The 16,426-nt window shown below is 53.6% G+C and carries 13 protein-coding genes; 8 read left to right on the forward strand and 5 right to left on the reverse strand.

The window, feature by feature from the left end:
* The first annotated feature begins 78 nt into the window (after window positions 1–78).
* The 6 genes from Q4551_RS04720 (at window position 79) to Q4551_RS04745 (ending at window position 4,021) form a co-directional block, all read left to right on the forward strand.
* Window positions 79–294 (forward strand): hypothetical protein, encoded by a 216-nt coding sequence (locus Q4551_RS04720; protein WP_303432060.1) that lies wholly within the window; start codon window positions 79–81, stop codon window positions 292–294.
* 81 nt (window positions 295–375) lie between these two features.
* Window positions 376–810, forward strand: coding sequence for a CZB domain-containing protein (locus tag Q4551_RS04725; RefSeq protein WP_303432061.1), 435 nt, complete (start codon window positions 376–378; stop codon window positions 808–810).
* Window positions 811–1,035: 225 nt separating this feature from the next.
* A complete protein-coding gene (locus Q4551_RS04730) occupies window positions 1,036–1,497 on the forward strand; it encodes an EVE domain-containing protein (RefSeq protein ID WP_303432062.1) in 462 nt (153 codons plus the stop codon).
* Window positions 1,498–1,550: 53 nt separating this feature from the next.
* Window positions 1,551–2,147: a glutathione S-transferase family protein gene (locus Q4551_RS04735; RefSeq protein WP_303432063.1), complete on the forward strand. Its 597-nt coding sequence runs from the start codon at window positions 1,551–1,553 to the stop codon at window positions 2,145–2,147.
* 53 nt (window positions 2,148–2,200) lie between these two features.
* Window positions 2,201–2,581, forward strand: a complete 381-nt coding sequence (locus Q4551_RS04740; protein ID WP_303432065.1) for a hypothetical protein — start codon at window positions 2,201–2,203, stop codon at window positions 2,579–2,581.
* Window positions 2,582–2,728: 147 nt separating this feature from the next.
* Complete coding sequence (locus Q4551_RS04745) at window positions 2,729–4,021, forward strand: HlyC/CorC family transporter (protein WP_303432067.1); 1,293 nt, start codon at window positions 2,729–2,731, stop codon at window positions 4,019–4,021.
* A gap of 57 nt (window positions 4,022–4,078) precedes the next feature.
* Here the strand turns inward: Q4551_RS04745 and Q4551_RS04750 are convergent, their stop codons facing one another.
* Window positions 4,079–4,960, reverse strand: coding sequence for a bile acid:sodium symporter family protein (locus tag Q4551_RS04750; RefSeq protein ID WP_303432068.1), 882 nt, complete (start codon window positions 4,958–4,960; stop codon window positions 4,079–4,081).
* A 174-nt stretch (window positions 4,961–5,134) separates the two neighbouring features.
* Between Q4551_RS04750 and menA the strand changes: the two genes are divergently transcribed.
* Window positions 5,135–6,010: a 1,4-dihydroxy-2-naphthoate octaprenyltransferase gene (gene menA / locus Q4551_RS04755; RefSeq protein ID WP_303432069.1), complete on the forward strand. Its 876-nt coding sequence runs from the start codon at window positions 5,135–5,137 to the stop codon at window positions 6,008–6,010.
* Between the two features lie 109 nt (window positions 6,011–6,119).
* Window positions 6,120–8,237, forward strand: coding sequence for a methionine--tRNA ligase (gene metG / locus Q4551_RS04760; protein WP_303432070.1), 2,118 nt, complete (start codon window positions 6,120–6,122; stop codon window positions 8,235–8,237).
* 125 nt (window positions 8,238–8,362) lie between these two features.
* Here the strand turns inward: metG and Q4551_RS04765 are convergent, their stop codons facing one another.
* The 4 genes from Q4551_RS04765 to Q4551_RS04780 form a co-directional block, all read right to left on the reverse strand.
* Window positions 8,363–9,340: a magnesium transporter CorA family protein gene (locus Q4551_RS04765; RefSeq protein WP_303432071.1), complete on the reverse strand. Its 978-nt coding sequence runs from the start codon at window positions 9,338–9,340 to the stop codon at window positions 8,363–8,365.
* A gap of 42 nt (window positions 9,341–9,382) precedes the next feature.
* A complete protein-coding gene (locus Q4551_RS04770; RefSeq protein WP_303432072.1) occupies window positions 9,383–10,264 on the reverse strand; it encodes a transglutaminase family protein in 882 nt (293 codons plus the stop codon).
* The gene (locus tag Q4551_RS04775; RefSeq protein WP_303432073.1) at window positions 10,264–12,801 is read right to left on the reverse strand and encodes a circularly permuted type 2 ATP-grasp protein; all 2,538 of its coding nucleotides are present in this window, start codon (window positions 12,799–12,801) and stop codon (window positions 10,264–10,266) included. Before Q4551_RS04775 ends, Q4551_RS04770 begins: the two co-directional genes overlap by 1 nt.
* A 145-nt stretch (window positions 12,802–12,946) precedes the next feature.
* On the reverse strand, window positions 12,947–16,324 hold the full coding sequence (locus Q4551_RS04780; protein WP_303432074.1) for a DUF2126 domain-containing protein: 3,378 nt from the start codon (window positions 16,322–16,324) through the stop codon (window positions 12,947–12,949).
* Between the last annotated feature and the right edge of the window lie 102 nt (window positions 16,325–16,426).

Here is a 16,426-nt window from a genome sequence, read left to right on the forward strand (position 1 = left end):
CTTGACCCGTCAGGCCTGCAAGTCGGCTTCGTGATTCGAAACCATCCGGTAGCCCAGAGTGAGCACCGGATTAAATGAATGTCCCCTATAGTACTAGTTGTTATTTCAAAAAGATCAAACATATTATTAATCAAAAACGGCGGCCTCCAATACGGCACCAATCCAATAATCATGGCAACCCAAACAATAAATGACCGTCAAAATAGCACCGCTGCGCTGCTGATTATCGCCGTTACCCTGAATGAATACCGATTAACAGGCTTTTTCAAATCAATGATTGATCTGGCTGTTTGATTGGTCTGATCGATGCTCCTAGAATTTTAATATTTGCACGATCCTACGATTTGATAGAACTGACACGAAGGGAAGACGACGATGAGATTGATGAACTTTTTTGGATTTGGCCACGATCATCAAGATGCTATCCATGCCAAGGAAGCAGCCAAGAGAGCCAGTGTATCGCTGGATATTGATGTATCCATTGCTGCGCACGAAAACTGGCTGACCCGGCTGGAAACCTATATCTCCGGTCACAGTCACGAAACACTGGATCCAACCCATGCTGCTTGTGACGACGAGTGCGAACTGGGCAAATGGATTTATTCCGATGGCGAAAAGTACCTCGGCCAATACGCAGCGTTTAATGACCTGAAAGCAACCCATAAAATGTTTCACTACAAGGCATCATCCATCATCAGCCTGGTACAGGCCGACAATCATTCTGATGCGGAGAAAGAACTGGCCGGAGATATCCACAAGCTGACCCTGAAAATTCGTCAACGTCTGCAAGACCTGAAATACATCGACTAGCCCATTGCCGGCTCAGACCCACAGGCACTGACGACAGCAGCCAGCAGTGCCTGATTATTACCCCTCCCGCTTGGCCTTCCCCTGTTCACACCACGGCCCAAAACAGCCAGTAACCCGCTGACACTCCCGTCATCACGACCCACAAACCAGCAACGGTTGGTTCTGTACTTGGACATACAACCCCGTCATGATCAGGACTGACGACCATTGCACATCAGACACGTTATGAACTATTGGCTATTTAAAACAGAACCGACAGCGTTCAGCATCCAGGATCTGGCATCGCGACCGAAACAGACAGAGCCCTGGGATGGGGTACGTAATTATCAAGCCCGCAACTTTCTACGTGATGAGATACAGCCGGGTGATCAAGTCTTTATTTACCATTCCAGCTGCAAGGAAATTGGCATCGCCGGGCTGGCGGAAGTGGTGCGGGCTGGCTATGTCGATCCCAGCCAGTTTGATCCCGAATCCAGATACTACGACCCGAAAGCCACGCAGGAAAAGCCGCGCTGGTATCAGGTCGACATTCAGCTGGCGCAGGTTTTTCCACGGGTGTTGCCGTTGCAAGACATCAAGGCCATGCCGGAGATCACCGAGTTGGGGCTGATAAAAACCGGCAACCGTTTGTCCGTTATGCCTGTCAGCCCCCGTGAGTTTGATATTTTGCGACAGCGAGCCAGCTGACAACAGCCAGCCCTCCGAACAGATCCAAACAACACAGACAATCAGGAGTACTGATGAAAATCTACGGCGATAGCCAGTCCGGTAACTGCTACAAAATCCAGCTGGTATGTGCGCTGCTGAATATCCCGCATCAATGGGTCCGGATGGATATCCTGGCCGGTGATACTCACTCCCAGGCCTTTTTACGCAAAAACCCCAATGGCAAGATTCCGGTCCTGGAGCTGGATGATGGTCGCACCCTGAGTGAATCCAACGCGATCATCAACTACCTGGCAGCCGGTTCCAGCCTGTTACCAACGGATACCTTTACCCTGGCCAAGATGCAGCAGTGGCAATGTTTTGAGCAATACAGCCATGAGCCCTATATTGCCGTTGCCCGCTTTATTGCCAAATATCAGGGAATGCCCGCCGAACGACAGGACGAATATAGCGCCAAACAATCGGGAGGTTACCGGGCCCTGGATATCATGGAACAGCAACTGGCCGTCACCCCCTGGCTCTGTGGCGACCAAATCACTAATGCCGATATCAGCCTCTATGCCTATACTCATGTGGCACATGAAGGCGGCTTTGAGCTTGGCCGCTATCCCGCCATTCAGGCCTGGTTGCAGCGTCTGGCCGCAACACCCGACTGGATTGCCATGGCATGATATGAACCAATAACCGCTGCCAATATCCCAGACAGACCATTCAGGAGATTTCCATGTCAGGCTATCCAGATACTTCGTCTTCCAAGCCCCCTCGTCCCCCTTTGTCACCACTGGACGATGATGCCAAAACCCAGGCACTGATTGCTTATTGCCTGTTAGGTGCCGGCTATTTTACCGGCGTGTTCTGGGTAATTGGTGGCGTCTGGGCCATGGCCAAAATCAGTGATTTTCAAGGCTCTCTGTTTGAAGACCACTTTGCCAATATCATCAAGGTATTCTGGTGGGGGCTGGGCATGATGGTGATAGGAATTGTGACCTCTTTTATTATTATTGGCTGGCTGATTATTATGGGGACTTTTATCTGGACGGTATTCAGGATTGTCAAAGGGTTATCCCAACTGACCTCAAACCGGTCCTACTCAGGGCGTGACTGACCGGAGTACCCCCGTCTGTCAAAGCGCCAGATACACCGTAGACAGCAGCCAAACACAGCCGCTGTATCAAGCCGGTATCGTTCTGCAGTTGACAGCCCACTTGGGCACCCTATGATGACGGAATCATAATAGTCAAAGGACGCAGTCTTGAACGAAGTTCCCTTAAGTGTGCTGTTTGGCATACTCGCGGTACTGATCATTTTTTCAGGATTCTTCTCCAGTTCAGAAACCGGCATGATGTCGCTTAACCGCTACCGGTTGCGGCATATGGTGAAAAACAATCACAAGGGCGCCAAATTGGCCGCCAGACTACTCGAAAAGCCCGATCGTCTGATTGGCACCATCCTCACAGGCAACAACCTGGTCAACTTTGCCGCAGCGGCACTGGCGACTATTATCAGCCAACGACTATGGCCCGATAACCCCGATCTTGCGGTATTCGTCAACACCATCCTGTTTACTCTGGTGGTACTGATTTTTGCCGAACTGACACCCAAAACCCTTGCGGCGATTGCGCCGGAAAAAATTGCCTTTCCTGCGTCTCCCATCCTGCTGGGACTGCAGTGGCTTCTGCACCCCTTTGTCTGGTTTGTCAACGCCATTGCCAACAGTCTGCTGAAGCTGATTCGTATCGACGTCCACAATACCCATTCCGATCATTTGAGTACCGAGGAGCTACGCACCGTGGTGCGGGAAGCCGGGTCAATGATTCCCAAGCGTCACCAGCACATGCTGTTAAGCATTCTCGATCTCGAAAAGATGACCGTGAATGACATCATGGTGCCTCGCAACGAAATTTTTGGTATCGATCTCGATGACGATATGGATATCCTTATCGAGCAACTGCGTACCACCCAGCATACCCGGGTGCCCATCTACCGGGGCGATATCAATAACATCATTGGTATTCTTCACGCCCGCTCCCTGGCACGGGTAATGAGTCAGGGCGAATTCACCCGCGAAGACATCGAAACAGCAGCGCGCGAGCCGTACTTTATTCCGGAAAGCACCCCACTTCACACCCAATTGTTCAACTTTCAGAGCCACCAGCGCCGTATTGCTTTGGTCGTTGATGAATACGGTGATGTACAAGGCATTTGCACACTGGAAGACATTCTTGAAGAAATCGTCGGTGAATTCACCACCGATGTGCTGTCGACCAGCTCCCCCGATGTACATCCCCAGGAAGACGGGAGTTTTATTGTCAATGGCACGGCCTTTATTCGTGATGTGAACAAGACCATGCACTGGGACTTGCCGATCAATGGTCCAAAAACCATTAACGGTCTGATCGTCGAAATTCTGGAAAACATCCCGGAATCTCCGGTCTGCCTGCGTATTGGCCGCTATCGTTTTGAGATCCTGCAGCTCAAGGACAATATGGTCAAGGCCGTCAGAGTCACTCTGGACAGCCCGCGTAAAGAACCCGTCACGTCATAACAAACGTCCCCCGGTGGCACTCTGCCACCGGTCGGGTGCAGCAACAGCTACCAGCTATCAACTGACCTTTTGCTGCAGTTCGGAACCATCGTCCCGGATCACCCAGCCAATAAATCCAAACACCGGAATATTCATCAGCAAACCATACATCAGCGGTACAATGGCCAACTCGGGTTGATGCAATATCGTTAACGCCACCATCATCGCCGTTCCTGCATTCTGCACGCCGACTTCCATCGTAATCGCACGACTGTCTGATGCATTCAGAGATAACTGCCGGGTAATCACCCAGGCCAGCAGTAACGCAGACACACTTAACGTCATGACCGCGACGCCCGTCAATGACACCATTTTTTCAACAACGCCCCAGTTGTCCACCAGTAACAACCCAATCACCAGTAACATCAGGAAGGTCGCCACCAACTTGACCTGTCGCTCGGCCTGCATCGCCAGGCGCGTCCAGAAATGGCGCAAGGTCATCCCCAGAACAACCGGTACCAGTGTCACAACCATCAACTGAGCAATCATTAGACCAACAGGCAAACCAAACTGGTTGATCTCCGCACCGGCGAATTGCATATACACAGCAAATAACACCGGCAAGGTAAACGGCACCAGCAGGCTCGTCATCGCCGTCAAAGAAATACTCAGCGCCACATTACCGCGCGCCAGGAAAGTCAGCATGTTGGACGTGGCACCACCAGGGCAAAGCGCCACCAGAAACAGGCCGGCACCGGCCATCAAGGGTAATTTGAACAACACTATAATGATCAGGGCAATGACAGGTAACAAGACTATCTGCAAGAACAAGCCTATCAGGCACACTGTTGGCTGACGCCACACCGCGACAAAATGCTGACGGGTCAACCCCAACCCCATGGTAAACATAATCAAGGCAAGGACGATGGGAAGGATGACAGGGGCGACCAGCTGCTGCATATTGATTCTCTTTGTTATTCACGATCAGATTGATATAAGTGCCACTCTAGCCTTCATTCAATTAATCCAGAAGCCACCTGACTCAAGGTTTTGTTATAAGCTCTGCATTTCTGCGGCCTGATAACTCCGCGCAACCATACTCCGATAACAGCCCCATATTCTGAGGAATCCCGCGTGTCGTACTGGTGGCTAGCCATTCGCCCGAAAACCATCCCTGCTTCCATTGGCCCGATTCTATTGGGCACTGCACTGGCATCGACCGAGACCCAGCTCAACGGTCTGCTGTTTGGCCTGGCCATACTCTGTGCCGTTGCCCTGCAAATTGCCGTCAATCTCGCCAACGATCTGTTTGATGGCCTCAGCGGTGTCGATACCGAAGCCCGCCTCGGCCCGGCCCGAATGGTGCAATCCGGCTTTATTACTCCGGCGGCCATGGCGGTTGCACTGGCCATTTTTACCCTGCTGGCCACCTTGTTCGGTCTGACACTGGCTGCCCTGACCAGCTGGAATTTACTGTTTATCGGCATCGCCTGCTTACTCGCCGTCTTTGCCTACAGTGCCGGGCCAGCGCCACTGGCCTCCATGGGCCTGGGGGAGGTTACGGTTCTGGTATTTTTTGGCTGGATTGCGGTGATGGGCAGCTACTGGTTGCAAACCGGTGAGTTGACCGTCACCGCCTGGTTGTATGGCACCAGCGCCGGACTGTTCAGTGTCGCCATATTACTGGTCAACAACCTGCGTGATATTCCCACCGACCTGGCCAGTGGCAAACTCACCCTGCCAGCCCGACTGGGAGAAACACGCACCCGGCGGCTGTTTGTTGGCGTTATGATAGCGGCCTTGCTTGTACACCTGGTCGCCGCCTGGCCCTGCCCCTGGCTGATGCTGCTTCCAGCAGGACTGTGTCTGAAACCGGTGCTGAATCTGATTCGCCGTATCGACAGCCTCCGCGGTCGGGCATTAAACAGCCTGCTGGCCCAGACCGCCCAAGCGGGGCTGATTTATTGTGGCGCCAGTGCCACCCTGCTGATACTCCTGGCATCACCATAAATCGCACCGCCAGTGGATTACCCTCACCATCGAGGGTGAACCTCCTCTCTGTACCCGCTACAATGTCGCCCTTTGATTTCCACCCGTTTTTCCACCGGTAGCCCTTTCCATGACAAACAGCACTCGCAAAATTCTGGTCACCAGCGCCCTGCCCTACGCCAACGGCTCCATTCACCTCGGCCATCTGCTGGAATACATCCAGACCGACATCTGGGTTCGCTTCCAGAAGTCCCGTGGTCACCAGTGCACCTATGTTTGTGCTGACGACGCCCATGGCACCGCGATCATGCTACGCGCCGAAAAGGAAGGCCGCTCACCGGAAGACCAGATTGCTGCCGTCAAGGCAGAACACGAAGCCGACTTTGCCGCTTTCCAGATCGGTTTTGACAACTTTCACAGCACCCACAGTGAAGAAAACCGTGAGTTGTCCTGTCAGATATACACCCGTCTGCGCGACAAGGGTCACATTGCCGTACGCTCGATCAAGCAGGCATTCGACCCGGAAAAAGAAATCTTCCTTGCCGACCGCTACATCAAGGGTGACTGTCCCAAGTGTTCAACGCCAGACCAATACGGTGACAACTGCGAAGCGTGCGGCGCAACCTATACACCCGCAGAGCTCAAAAACCCGTACTCCACCATCTCGGGCGCCACACCGATTGAAAAAGAGTCCGAGCATTATTTCTTCAAGCTGCAAGATTTTGATGCCTTTCTGAAGGACTGGACACGCTCCGGTACCCTGCAACCGGAAATTGCCAACAAGCTGGCTGAATGGCTGGACTCCGGTTTGCAAGAGTGGGATATCTCCCGTGACGCTCCTTACTTCGGCTTTGAAATTCCTAATGCTCCAGGCAAGTACTTCTACGTCTGGCTGGATGCACCGATTGGCTACATGGCCTCGTTCAGAAACCTTTGCAACTCCGACGCCGGTCAGGCCCGTGGCCTGAACTTCGACGACTACTGGAAAGTTGGTTCCGACGCTGAGGTGTACCACTTTATCGGCAAGGATATCGTCAACTTCCATGCCCTGTTCTGGCCAGCCATGCTCAGTGCAGCAGACTACCGCACCCCGACGGCAGTCAACGCCCATGGTTTTGTCACCGTCAACGGTGCCAAAATGTCGAAGTCGCGAGGCACCTTTATCAAGGCCCGCACCTATCTCAACCATCTGAACCCGACTTACCTGCGTTACTACTTTGCTGCCAAACTGGGCTCCAGCGTTGATGACTTCGATCTCAATCTCGAAGACTTCGTCCAGCGCGCCAACACCGACCTGGTCAACAAACTGGTCAACATCGCCAGCCGTACCGCCAACTTTGTCTTCAAAGCCGGAGGCAAGCTCAGCGACAGCTGTGCTGAGCCAGCCATGGTGCAGGAATTTATCGACGCCGGAACCCCGATTGCCGCCCACTACGAAGCACGCGATTTCGGCAAAGCCATGAAAGACATCATGGCACTGGCCGATCGCGCCAACGAATACATTCAGGAAAAAGCCCCCTGGGCCATGAACAAGGAAGAAGGCCGTCAGCAAGAAGTTATCGACGTCTGCTCCGTTGCCCTCAACCTGTTCCGCCAGCTGATGACCTACCTGACTCCGGTATTACCTGAGCTGGCAGAAAAAACCTGCCAGTTCATGAACCTCGACTCCCTCGACTGGGAAGCCCGCAGCAATATCCTGCTGGGCCACGAGATCAACAAATTCAAACCCATGCTGGCCCGGGCCGAGATGGACAAGGTCACTGCGATTCTGGAAGAAACCAAGGCCGAACTGGCGATCGAAAACGGTGAACAACCAACGCCGGAAACCAGCACGGCCCCGGCCAAAACAAGTAAACAAGAGAAGAAGAAAAAATCCAAAGGGCCTGAACTCAGGGAAGATGGCAACGAAGTGATTGCCGACACCATCGAATTCCCCGACTTCGCCAAGGTCGACCTGCGCGTTGCCCGCATCGTCAAGGCTGACCACGTTGAAGGTGCCGACAAACTGCTGCAACTGACGCTGGATATTGGTAACGGCGAGACCCGCAACGTTTTCTCTGGTATCAAGGCGGCCTACCAGCCAGAAGACCTTGAAGGCAAACTCACCATCATGGTTGCCAACCTGGCACCCCGGAAAATGAAGTTTGGCCTGTCTGAAGGTATGGTGTTGGCCGCCGGGCCAGGTGGCTCCGAGATCTACCTGTTGGAACCCAATGAAGGTTCACAGCCAGGCATGCGAGTGATGTAAATCTGGCAATCGTTCAGCGCCACGCTTCATGTCCCGTCCCAAGGCTGGGGCAGGAGTCGTGGCCTGTTCAGCGCAGTCCCATGGGTACCGGACAGGTATCCAGGTATTGTCTCCTGACCTCTGCGTTATAACCAGCGTAACTTGCGAAACCAGACCAACAGCCCCACGGCCAGAGTCGCCATCACTCCCAGCAAAATAAAATAGCCGTTTGCGACTTTCAGCTCGGGGATATAATCGAAGTTCATGCCGTACAAACCGGCCAGAAACCCAAGCGGAATAAATATCGCAGTAATCACGGTGAGCACCCGCATGGTGTTGTTAAGCTGGTGTGATGCAACAGCAAGATAACCATCAATCAGATCACCACAGATGTCATAAAACATCGCTACCAGGCTGGCCAGCCGCTCAAAGCGGTCATGCAAGTCGTTCAGAGTGTGGTCCAGCTCCAGATCTGGTTGTGTAAACAACGCCAGATCACTGGTTTTTAATTCATCGGTGATGCTTTGGTGATAATTAAACACCCGCCGCAATTTCACCAACCGGGAACGATACCCCATTAACTGACGCATCAAGGCGTCAGTGCCCTGCTCGTACAAGGCATCTTCCAGATCACTGAGCTGGTCTTCAAAAGCCAGCACATGCTCCAGGTACATACCGGCGGAGGTATGCATGATGCGTAACGCCAGTTGGGCCGGGCAGCGTTGTAAATGAATGCCGCCATGACCTGTCATCAGCAGATTAATACTTTCGGTCGGCAACGGATGGTAACTGATCAGCAAGCGCTCACTGATAAAAAATGCCACGGATTGGGGCTGGTAGTGCAGCTCACTGTCGAAATGGGCAATACCGCGATACAGAATAAAGACGTGATCTTCAAAGGCTTCGTATTTGGGCGGGTGGCGATCGCGCTGGGCGTCTTCGATAGCCAGGGCATGACACCCCAGACCCAGTAACAACTGCCGTTCCTGATGATATTTTTCAGCCCCCTCCGACGTCAGGTCCAGCCAGAGTCGGCTGTTATTGTCGCCACGCCAATCGTGTATCAGCTCTTCACCGCCACTGAACGACTGGCCGCTGCTGTTGATCATCAGGGTGCGAATCATGCTCTGTCCTGCGACGAGAAAACATTCAACAAAAAGTGGCGTTCAGGTCAGGCGCGTTACATCAACCGCAACACGTAATACCGGATTACTGCCGCCACCATAAATAACGCCACACAGCGGCGTCACATCATAAAAGTCGCGGCCCCAGGCTGTGACAATATGCTGTTCATGGGCCATGCAGTTATTGGTTGGATCGTATTCAAACCAGCCTTCACCGGGAGCGTATACCGCCAGCCAGGCGTGGGTAGCATCGGCACCCACCATTTTTTCCTGTCCCGGTGGCGGCAGGGTTTCCAGATAGCCAGAAACGTAACGGGCTGCAAAACCCAACGATCGCAAGATGGCAATTTGCAGATGTGCAAAATCCTGGCAAACGCCACGACGGCTTTCAAGAACTTCCTGCAAGGGAGTGGCGATGGTGGTGGACGCCGGAGAGTATTCAAACTCCTGATAGATCTTGCTGGTCAGGTTCATAACGGCAGTCAGTAACGGCGTATTGTCGTCAAACAGACTATCGGCATATTCTTTCAGGGTCTGTGATGCCTTGAGCATCGGCGAGTCCAGCAAAAACTCCCGCGCCAACAAGACTTCCGGTGCCCGGGATGAACTCATAGCCTCCCGCGCATCACGACAGCTGATACCCAGTTCCAGCTCTGGTGCGGCTTTTTGCAGACTGGTACGCACTTCGCTGGTCGAGGTGATCACCAGTTTTTTGTGCGGTTTCTGTATTTCAAAGTGATAGGCATTATTGCCAAAATAATCACACCGGTTCGAGGTAAAAGCCGCACCGGGCAAGACGTCAACACGGGTCGACAGACACTGCTGACGCAGGGTGTCCCGTGGCGTCACGTGGGCCATGTTGTAACAGTGGGAAACCCGACTGTGGTACACATATTCTGTGGTATGACGAATGCGATATAACACTAGATGCTTTCCCAGGTACTGTTAACCAGTTGCTGTGACGCTTCCCGGTGATCAAAGTATTTGTCTGTAATCATTTCACTCAGGCCGCTTAACTGGTCGGCTATTTTGGTCATTTGCTCACCCAGATGGCTGCGTTGGAAGCCGTCAGCCTTGCTGAGCTCTGCCAGTGATGACAGCTTGAGCAAGGTTTCACATTCAAGGATACGACGTTCATCCGCAGACAACTCGTGCATCTGGGTCGGTGTTTTTGGCAACGCCCCGATATGTTGGCGTAATTGCTCAACCTGATACATCAACGAACGTGGATTGGTCGGGTCCATCATCACCAGATCGAGACTGGTCTGAATACCGACACGGGCACGATAACGGCGACGATAGCTGATCAGGGCTTCCAGCGATAACAGCAGTGCCTCACAGAGCTTGCTCTGATCCGACTCCGACAACACCGGAACAATCAGACTGTCGATGGCAATGGCGATCTGATAACCCCGTTCGAGACGCCGTCCCATATCCATAAAGCGCCAGCCAAAGCCTCGGATCATGCTTTCCTGGGTCAGGCCAGACAAGGCCATCAAGGCGGTTACCAAGGGGTCGAGGGCTTCTTCCGGTGCCGATGCCAGGCTGCCCGAGAAACTGACCCCCAGCATATTCAGGGCATCACGAATGTCGTTGATGACACGATAGGTATCCGACGACAACAGCTCTTTGGTCTCTTCTGCGCAATAAAGCATGGCATTAAGGTTGCCGGAAATACTGCGTAATACTGAGCCGTTTTCGATAATGCCGCGCAAGGCTTCTTCTGCGGTTTGTTCATCGGTGGAGCGTGACGGTGTGGCAGTAATCATCGATACCGCATGCAGCAACTGATGCTGGGTTATATCACTGATTCGCTCTTCGCCGTTCAACATCATAAAGGCGGTACGCAGGATTCGCAGCGCGGCTTCGGCACGCTCGGCATAACGTCCCATCCAGAACAGGTTTTCCACCACCCGACTGGGCAAGCTGATCAGGTCGGCTTCGCGACTGACCGGCTCATCGACCTGCTCATCATGCACCATACGCTCCGGCTCAGAAGCGATCACCCAGGTGTCCTTGCTCTTGGCACCGGTCTGGTTGGAAATCATGAATGAACGTTCGTCCTGACCGATACGGGTCAGGCCACCGGGCATCACGGTATACGAGGTATCCGTTGCGACGGCAAAGCTGCGCAGAATCACCGGACGTGGTTTCAGCACACCGTCAACAAACGACGGGACGTGGGCGGCTTCCATGACCGGCTGAGCCACATACTGGGTCGGGTCCGCCTCAATCCGGGCTTTCAACGAGCGGGCTTCTTCTGCGCTCAGCTCCGGGCCGTACAAGCTGCGGTTATCAAGATTACGATACACCGGCTTGACCACCAGCTCATGCAAGTGATCCAGCACATACGCCCGATCGTCTTCACGGCCACACCAGTGGGTTTCGACCGATGGCAAACGCAGTTCACGGCCAAGAAAATGTTTGGCAATACCGGGCAGATAACGCAAAAAAACCGGATTTTCGAGAATACCGGAGCCCAGTGGATTAGCCACCACCACATTACCGGCACGCACTACTTCCAGCAGGTTGGCCACCCCGAGACGGGAATCACCCCGTAATTCGACCGGATCACAAAACCAGTCGTCTACCCGGCGCAGCAAGACATCGACCCGGCTCAGGCCATCCAGAGATTTCATCCATAAAAAGCCATTACGGACGACCAGGTCATCACTCTGAACCAGATGAAAACCCAGGTAGTTGGCCAGGTAGGCATGTTCAAAATAGGTTTCGTTATGGGCACCTGGCGTCATCACAGCCACACGCGGTGCGCTGTTGGGTGACAAGGAATTCAGCTTGGTACGTAAACGCTGAAAAAAGGCCGCCAGCCGATGTACATGGCTATCGCGAAACAGGCTAGGAAAAACCCGTGACATCACGTTGCGGTTTTCCAACGAATACCCGGCTCCACTCGGGCTTTGGGCGCGATCACCCATGGCCATCATCTGGCCATCGGCACCACGCACCAGATCAACCGAGTGCAAAATCAGGTCGTGCTCACCGGGTAATTTGATACCGTTACAGGCTCGTAAAAAACCACGGTGGCAAAACAAGGCATCCGGCGGAATCACACCGGAACGAATCAGCTCCCGATTACCGTACAGGTCGCGCAGCAGCAGATTGAACAACTCCGCCCGCTCCAGCAAGCCTGCCTCGATCCGGCCCCACTCTTCACTGCCAATCACATACGGAACCAGATCCATATTCCAGGTGTGAGATGGCGTGCTGGAGTCGCTGTAGATGTTATAGGTCGCCCCATCGTCCCGTAGAATACGCAACGCTTTTGACTGTCGTTCATCAAATAACGCTGGCCCCAGCTCTTTCAGGCTGTCGAGAAGATAGGACCAGTGCGGGCGCAGCTCTCCATTGGCATCGACAGCTTCATCCTGAAGCGCCGGATTATGACGATAGATCAGATCATCGCTGTCTGGCCCGGAGGCCTGTGACATAGTCTGCGACATGCTTGTTCTCGCTGCGGATTTCAATAAATGCTCGTTAAAAATTCAGACCAAAAAAATGGCCGCTTATTAGCGACCATTATGTCAGATTGGGGAAATTGTCTCAGCTTTGTTTGCTCCCCTCAGCAGCGAGGGGAGCCAGCCTGATTTATTTCCGCCGCAAGTCCAGCGTACAAGGATAGTCGTTCGGAGACTCTTCCGGTGGCGGAGCCATTGGACGTGGCTCGCTATGAGGGAAAAACTCCCGAATAGCATCCACATCCGGACGGGGTGAATACTCACCGTGGCTATGATCCAGTGTCGAGAAACGATTGACCCGACGTGATTCCGCTTCAAAGGAGTTCACCGGGAAGGTGTCGTAACTGCGGCCACCCGGATGCGATACGTGGTAGCTACAGCCACCCACGGAGCGACCGTTCCAGGTATCAATCAGATCAAACACCAATGGTGATTGCACGCCAATGGTTGGATGCAACGCCGACGGTGGCGCCCATGCCTTGTAACGCACCCCGGCAACCATTTCGCCATGGCGACCGGTGCTGGTCAGTGGTACACGACGACCATTACACGCCAGTACATAGCGCTTGTTGGTCATGCCGTAGACCTTGACCTGCAAACGTTCCACGGAAGAATCCACATAACGGGATGTACCGAAGCTGGAGACTTCTTCACCCAATACATGCCATGGCTCGATGGCCCAGCGCAATTCGATCTTGATATCACCGAGTTCAACCCGACCGTAGTGCGGGAAGCGGAACTCTTCAAACGGCAACAGCCATTCGGCGCGGAAATCGAGACCATGTTCCTGCAGGTCCTGGGCGACTTCCTTGACGTCTTCCCAGACGTAGTGCGGCAACATGAACTTGTCGTGTAACTGGGTATTCCAGCGCACCAGATCATGCTTGTATGGATCTTTCCAGAAACGGATCAACAAGGCCCGGATCAGCAACGCCTGCACCAGACCCATGCGACTGTGCGGTGGCATTTCAAAGCCACGGAATTCCAGAATCCCCAAACGGCCTGACGGGCTACCCGGTGCAAACAGTTTATCGATACAGAATTCAGCCCGGTGGGTATTACCGGTCACATCGATCAGCAGGTTACGCATGATACGATCGACCAGCCATGGCAAGGCGGACTCACCTTCCGGCATTTGCTGGAAAGCGATTTCCAGCTCATACAAGCCTTCATCACGGCCTTCGTCCACACGAGGTGCCTGACTGGTCGGGCCGATAAAAGCACCCGAAAACAGGTAGGACAAACTCGGGTGATGCTGCCAATAGGTCACGAAGCTGCGGAGCAGATCGGGACGACGGAGCATCGGGCTGTCTGCCGGTGTTTTACCACCCAAAGTGATGTGGTTACCACCGCCGGTACCGGAGTGACGGCCATCCAACATGAATTTCTCTGTTCCCAGGCGCGACTCACGAGCCGCCTGATACAGTTCATTCATGGTATGCATCATATCGCGCCAGTTGTCGGCCGGGTGAATATTCACCTCGATAACACCAGGGTCCGGTGTAACCAGCAACTTCTGCATCCGCCAGTCACGTGGAGGCTCATAGCCTTCGATAATGATCGGCATCTCCAGCTCAGCAGCGGTTTCCTCGATCATGGTGAGCAAGGCAACGTAGCTTTCCAGATACGGCAGTGGTGGCAGGAAAATATGAATCTTGCCACCACGGGCCTCGATACACATTGCCGTCCGTACCAGATTACGCCAGTAGGTTTCGGACTGGTCGTCATCGTCAGTGCGTTGTTGCTGTGACTGTTCGTCCGAGACAACCTGTTCCGCAATCGGCTCCGCAACTGTTGCCGTAAAGTTGCTGATAATGTCTTCGCGACTTTGCAGCGCTTCTGTAGTGCGGAACGGGTCGGCTTCCTGTGGCAGAGGTACTTCTTCTGACCATGGCAGCCCTTGCAATGGCAAACGCAGACCCATGGGTGAATCACCCGGTATCAGCGTAATGCGGCCACGGCGTAATTCCCACACGCTGGAGCGCCAGCTCTGGCCATAAAAGTCCCACTCAACCGGCACAACAAAACCGGTGGGGGTATTCAGCCCCTGATCCAGCACACGAGCCAGACGGCGACGGGCCAGCTCATCCTTGGCTTCTGCAATTTCAGAATCCAGGTTGACCGGCAGGTTCTGTTCTTCAAGCAGGTAATGCAAGCCGTCTTCATACGCCGCTTGCACATATTCGTCAGACAGACCCAGTTTTTCCGACAACAGGGTAGCAAACCGGCCTGCGTCTTTTTCGGTGTGGCCGTAGTCTTTATCGACCCGGGCCAACAGCTCGGGGCGTGTCCACATCGGTTCGTTATCGGTCCGCCAGAATACACCCAGTGCCCAACGGGGAACTTCTTCGCCGGGATACCATTTGCCCTGGCCGTAATGCAGCATGCCTTGCGGAGCAAAACGGTCACGCAATTTCAACAGCAGGGTTTTGGCCAGACTCAGCTTGTGGGCACCCAGGGCTTCGGTGTTCCACTGGGCCGATTCCATATCATCAATCGATACGAAAGTTGGCTCACCCCCCATGGTCAGCCGGACATCGTTTTCTTCCAGCAAGGCGTCGACCTTGTCGCCCAGTGACAGCACATCGGCCCATTCGGCATCGGTGTACGGCTTGGTGACACGAGGGTCTTCATGGAAGCGGGTCACGTCGTTCTTGAAGTCAAACTCCACTTCGCACTTGTCGGTGAAACCATTGATCGGGGCTGCCGATACCGGGTGTGGTGTACAGGCCAGAGGAATATGGCCCTCACCGGCAAACAGCCCGGAAGTAGGATCCAGACCAACCCAGCCTGCTCCTGGCAGATAAACTTCGCACCAGGCGTGCAGGTCGGTAAAGTCTTCTTCCGGGCCGGAAGGGCCGTCGAGCGACTTTTCGTCTGAGGTCAACTGCACCAGATAACCGGAAGCAAACCGCGCCGCCATACCCAGATGACGCACGGCTTGCACCATCAGCCAGGCACTGTCACGACAGGAGCCGAGGTGTTTTTCCAGCGTCTCTTCCGGTGTCTGAACGCCTGGCTCCATACGAATGGTGTAGTCAATCAGCTGTTCCAGCTGGGAATTGACGTCGACCAGAAAGTCGATGGTGCGGCGTTTTTCTGTCGAGATACCAGCCAGAAACTTTTCGAAAGCCGGCCCTTGTGGCTCCAGCTCCAGATAAGGCTGCAGTTCTTTTTTGGTTTGCTTGTCGTATTCGAATGGAAACTCTTCCGCGTCTTCTTCCAGGAAAAAGTCAAACGGATTCACAACCGTCATATCGGCAATGACTTCAACCTCTACCGAGAACTTGCGGGTCTTCTCGGGAAATACCAATCGAGCCAGGTAGTTGCCATAAGCATCCTGTTGCCAGTTGATAAAATGCTCTTCTGGCTGAACCTTGAGGCTATACGCTTCAATAGGTGTACGACAATGAGGCGCTGGACGCAGTCGAACCACATGGGGTGACAGTGAAACAGGCCGGTCGAAGTCGTAGTATGTGTTGTGCTGAATCGCAACACGGATAGTCATAACTGCTCCCGAAATAGGAAATCTCTGAATATCATTATAAATGCTGGCCGGCATCGCCAGACCAGCATTTCATTTTCATCCCTGATGCCCGTTGGGACTTCG

The sequence above is a fragment of the Oceanobacter sp. 5_MG-2023 genome (assembly GCF_030548165.1).
Taxonomy (GTDB): Bacteria; Pseudomonadota; Gammaproteobacteria; order Pseudomonadales; family Oceanobacteraceae; genus Oceanobacter.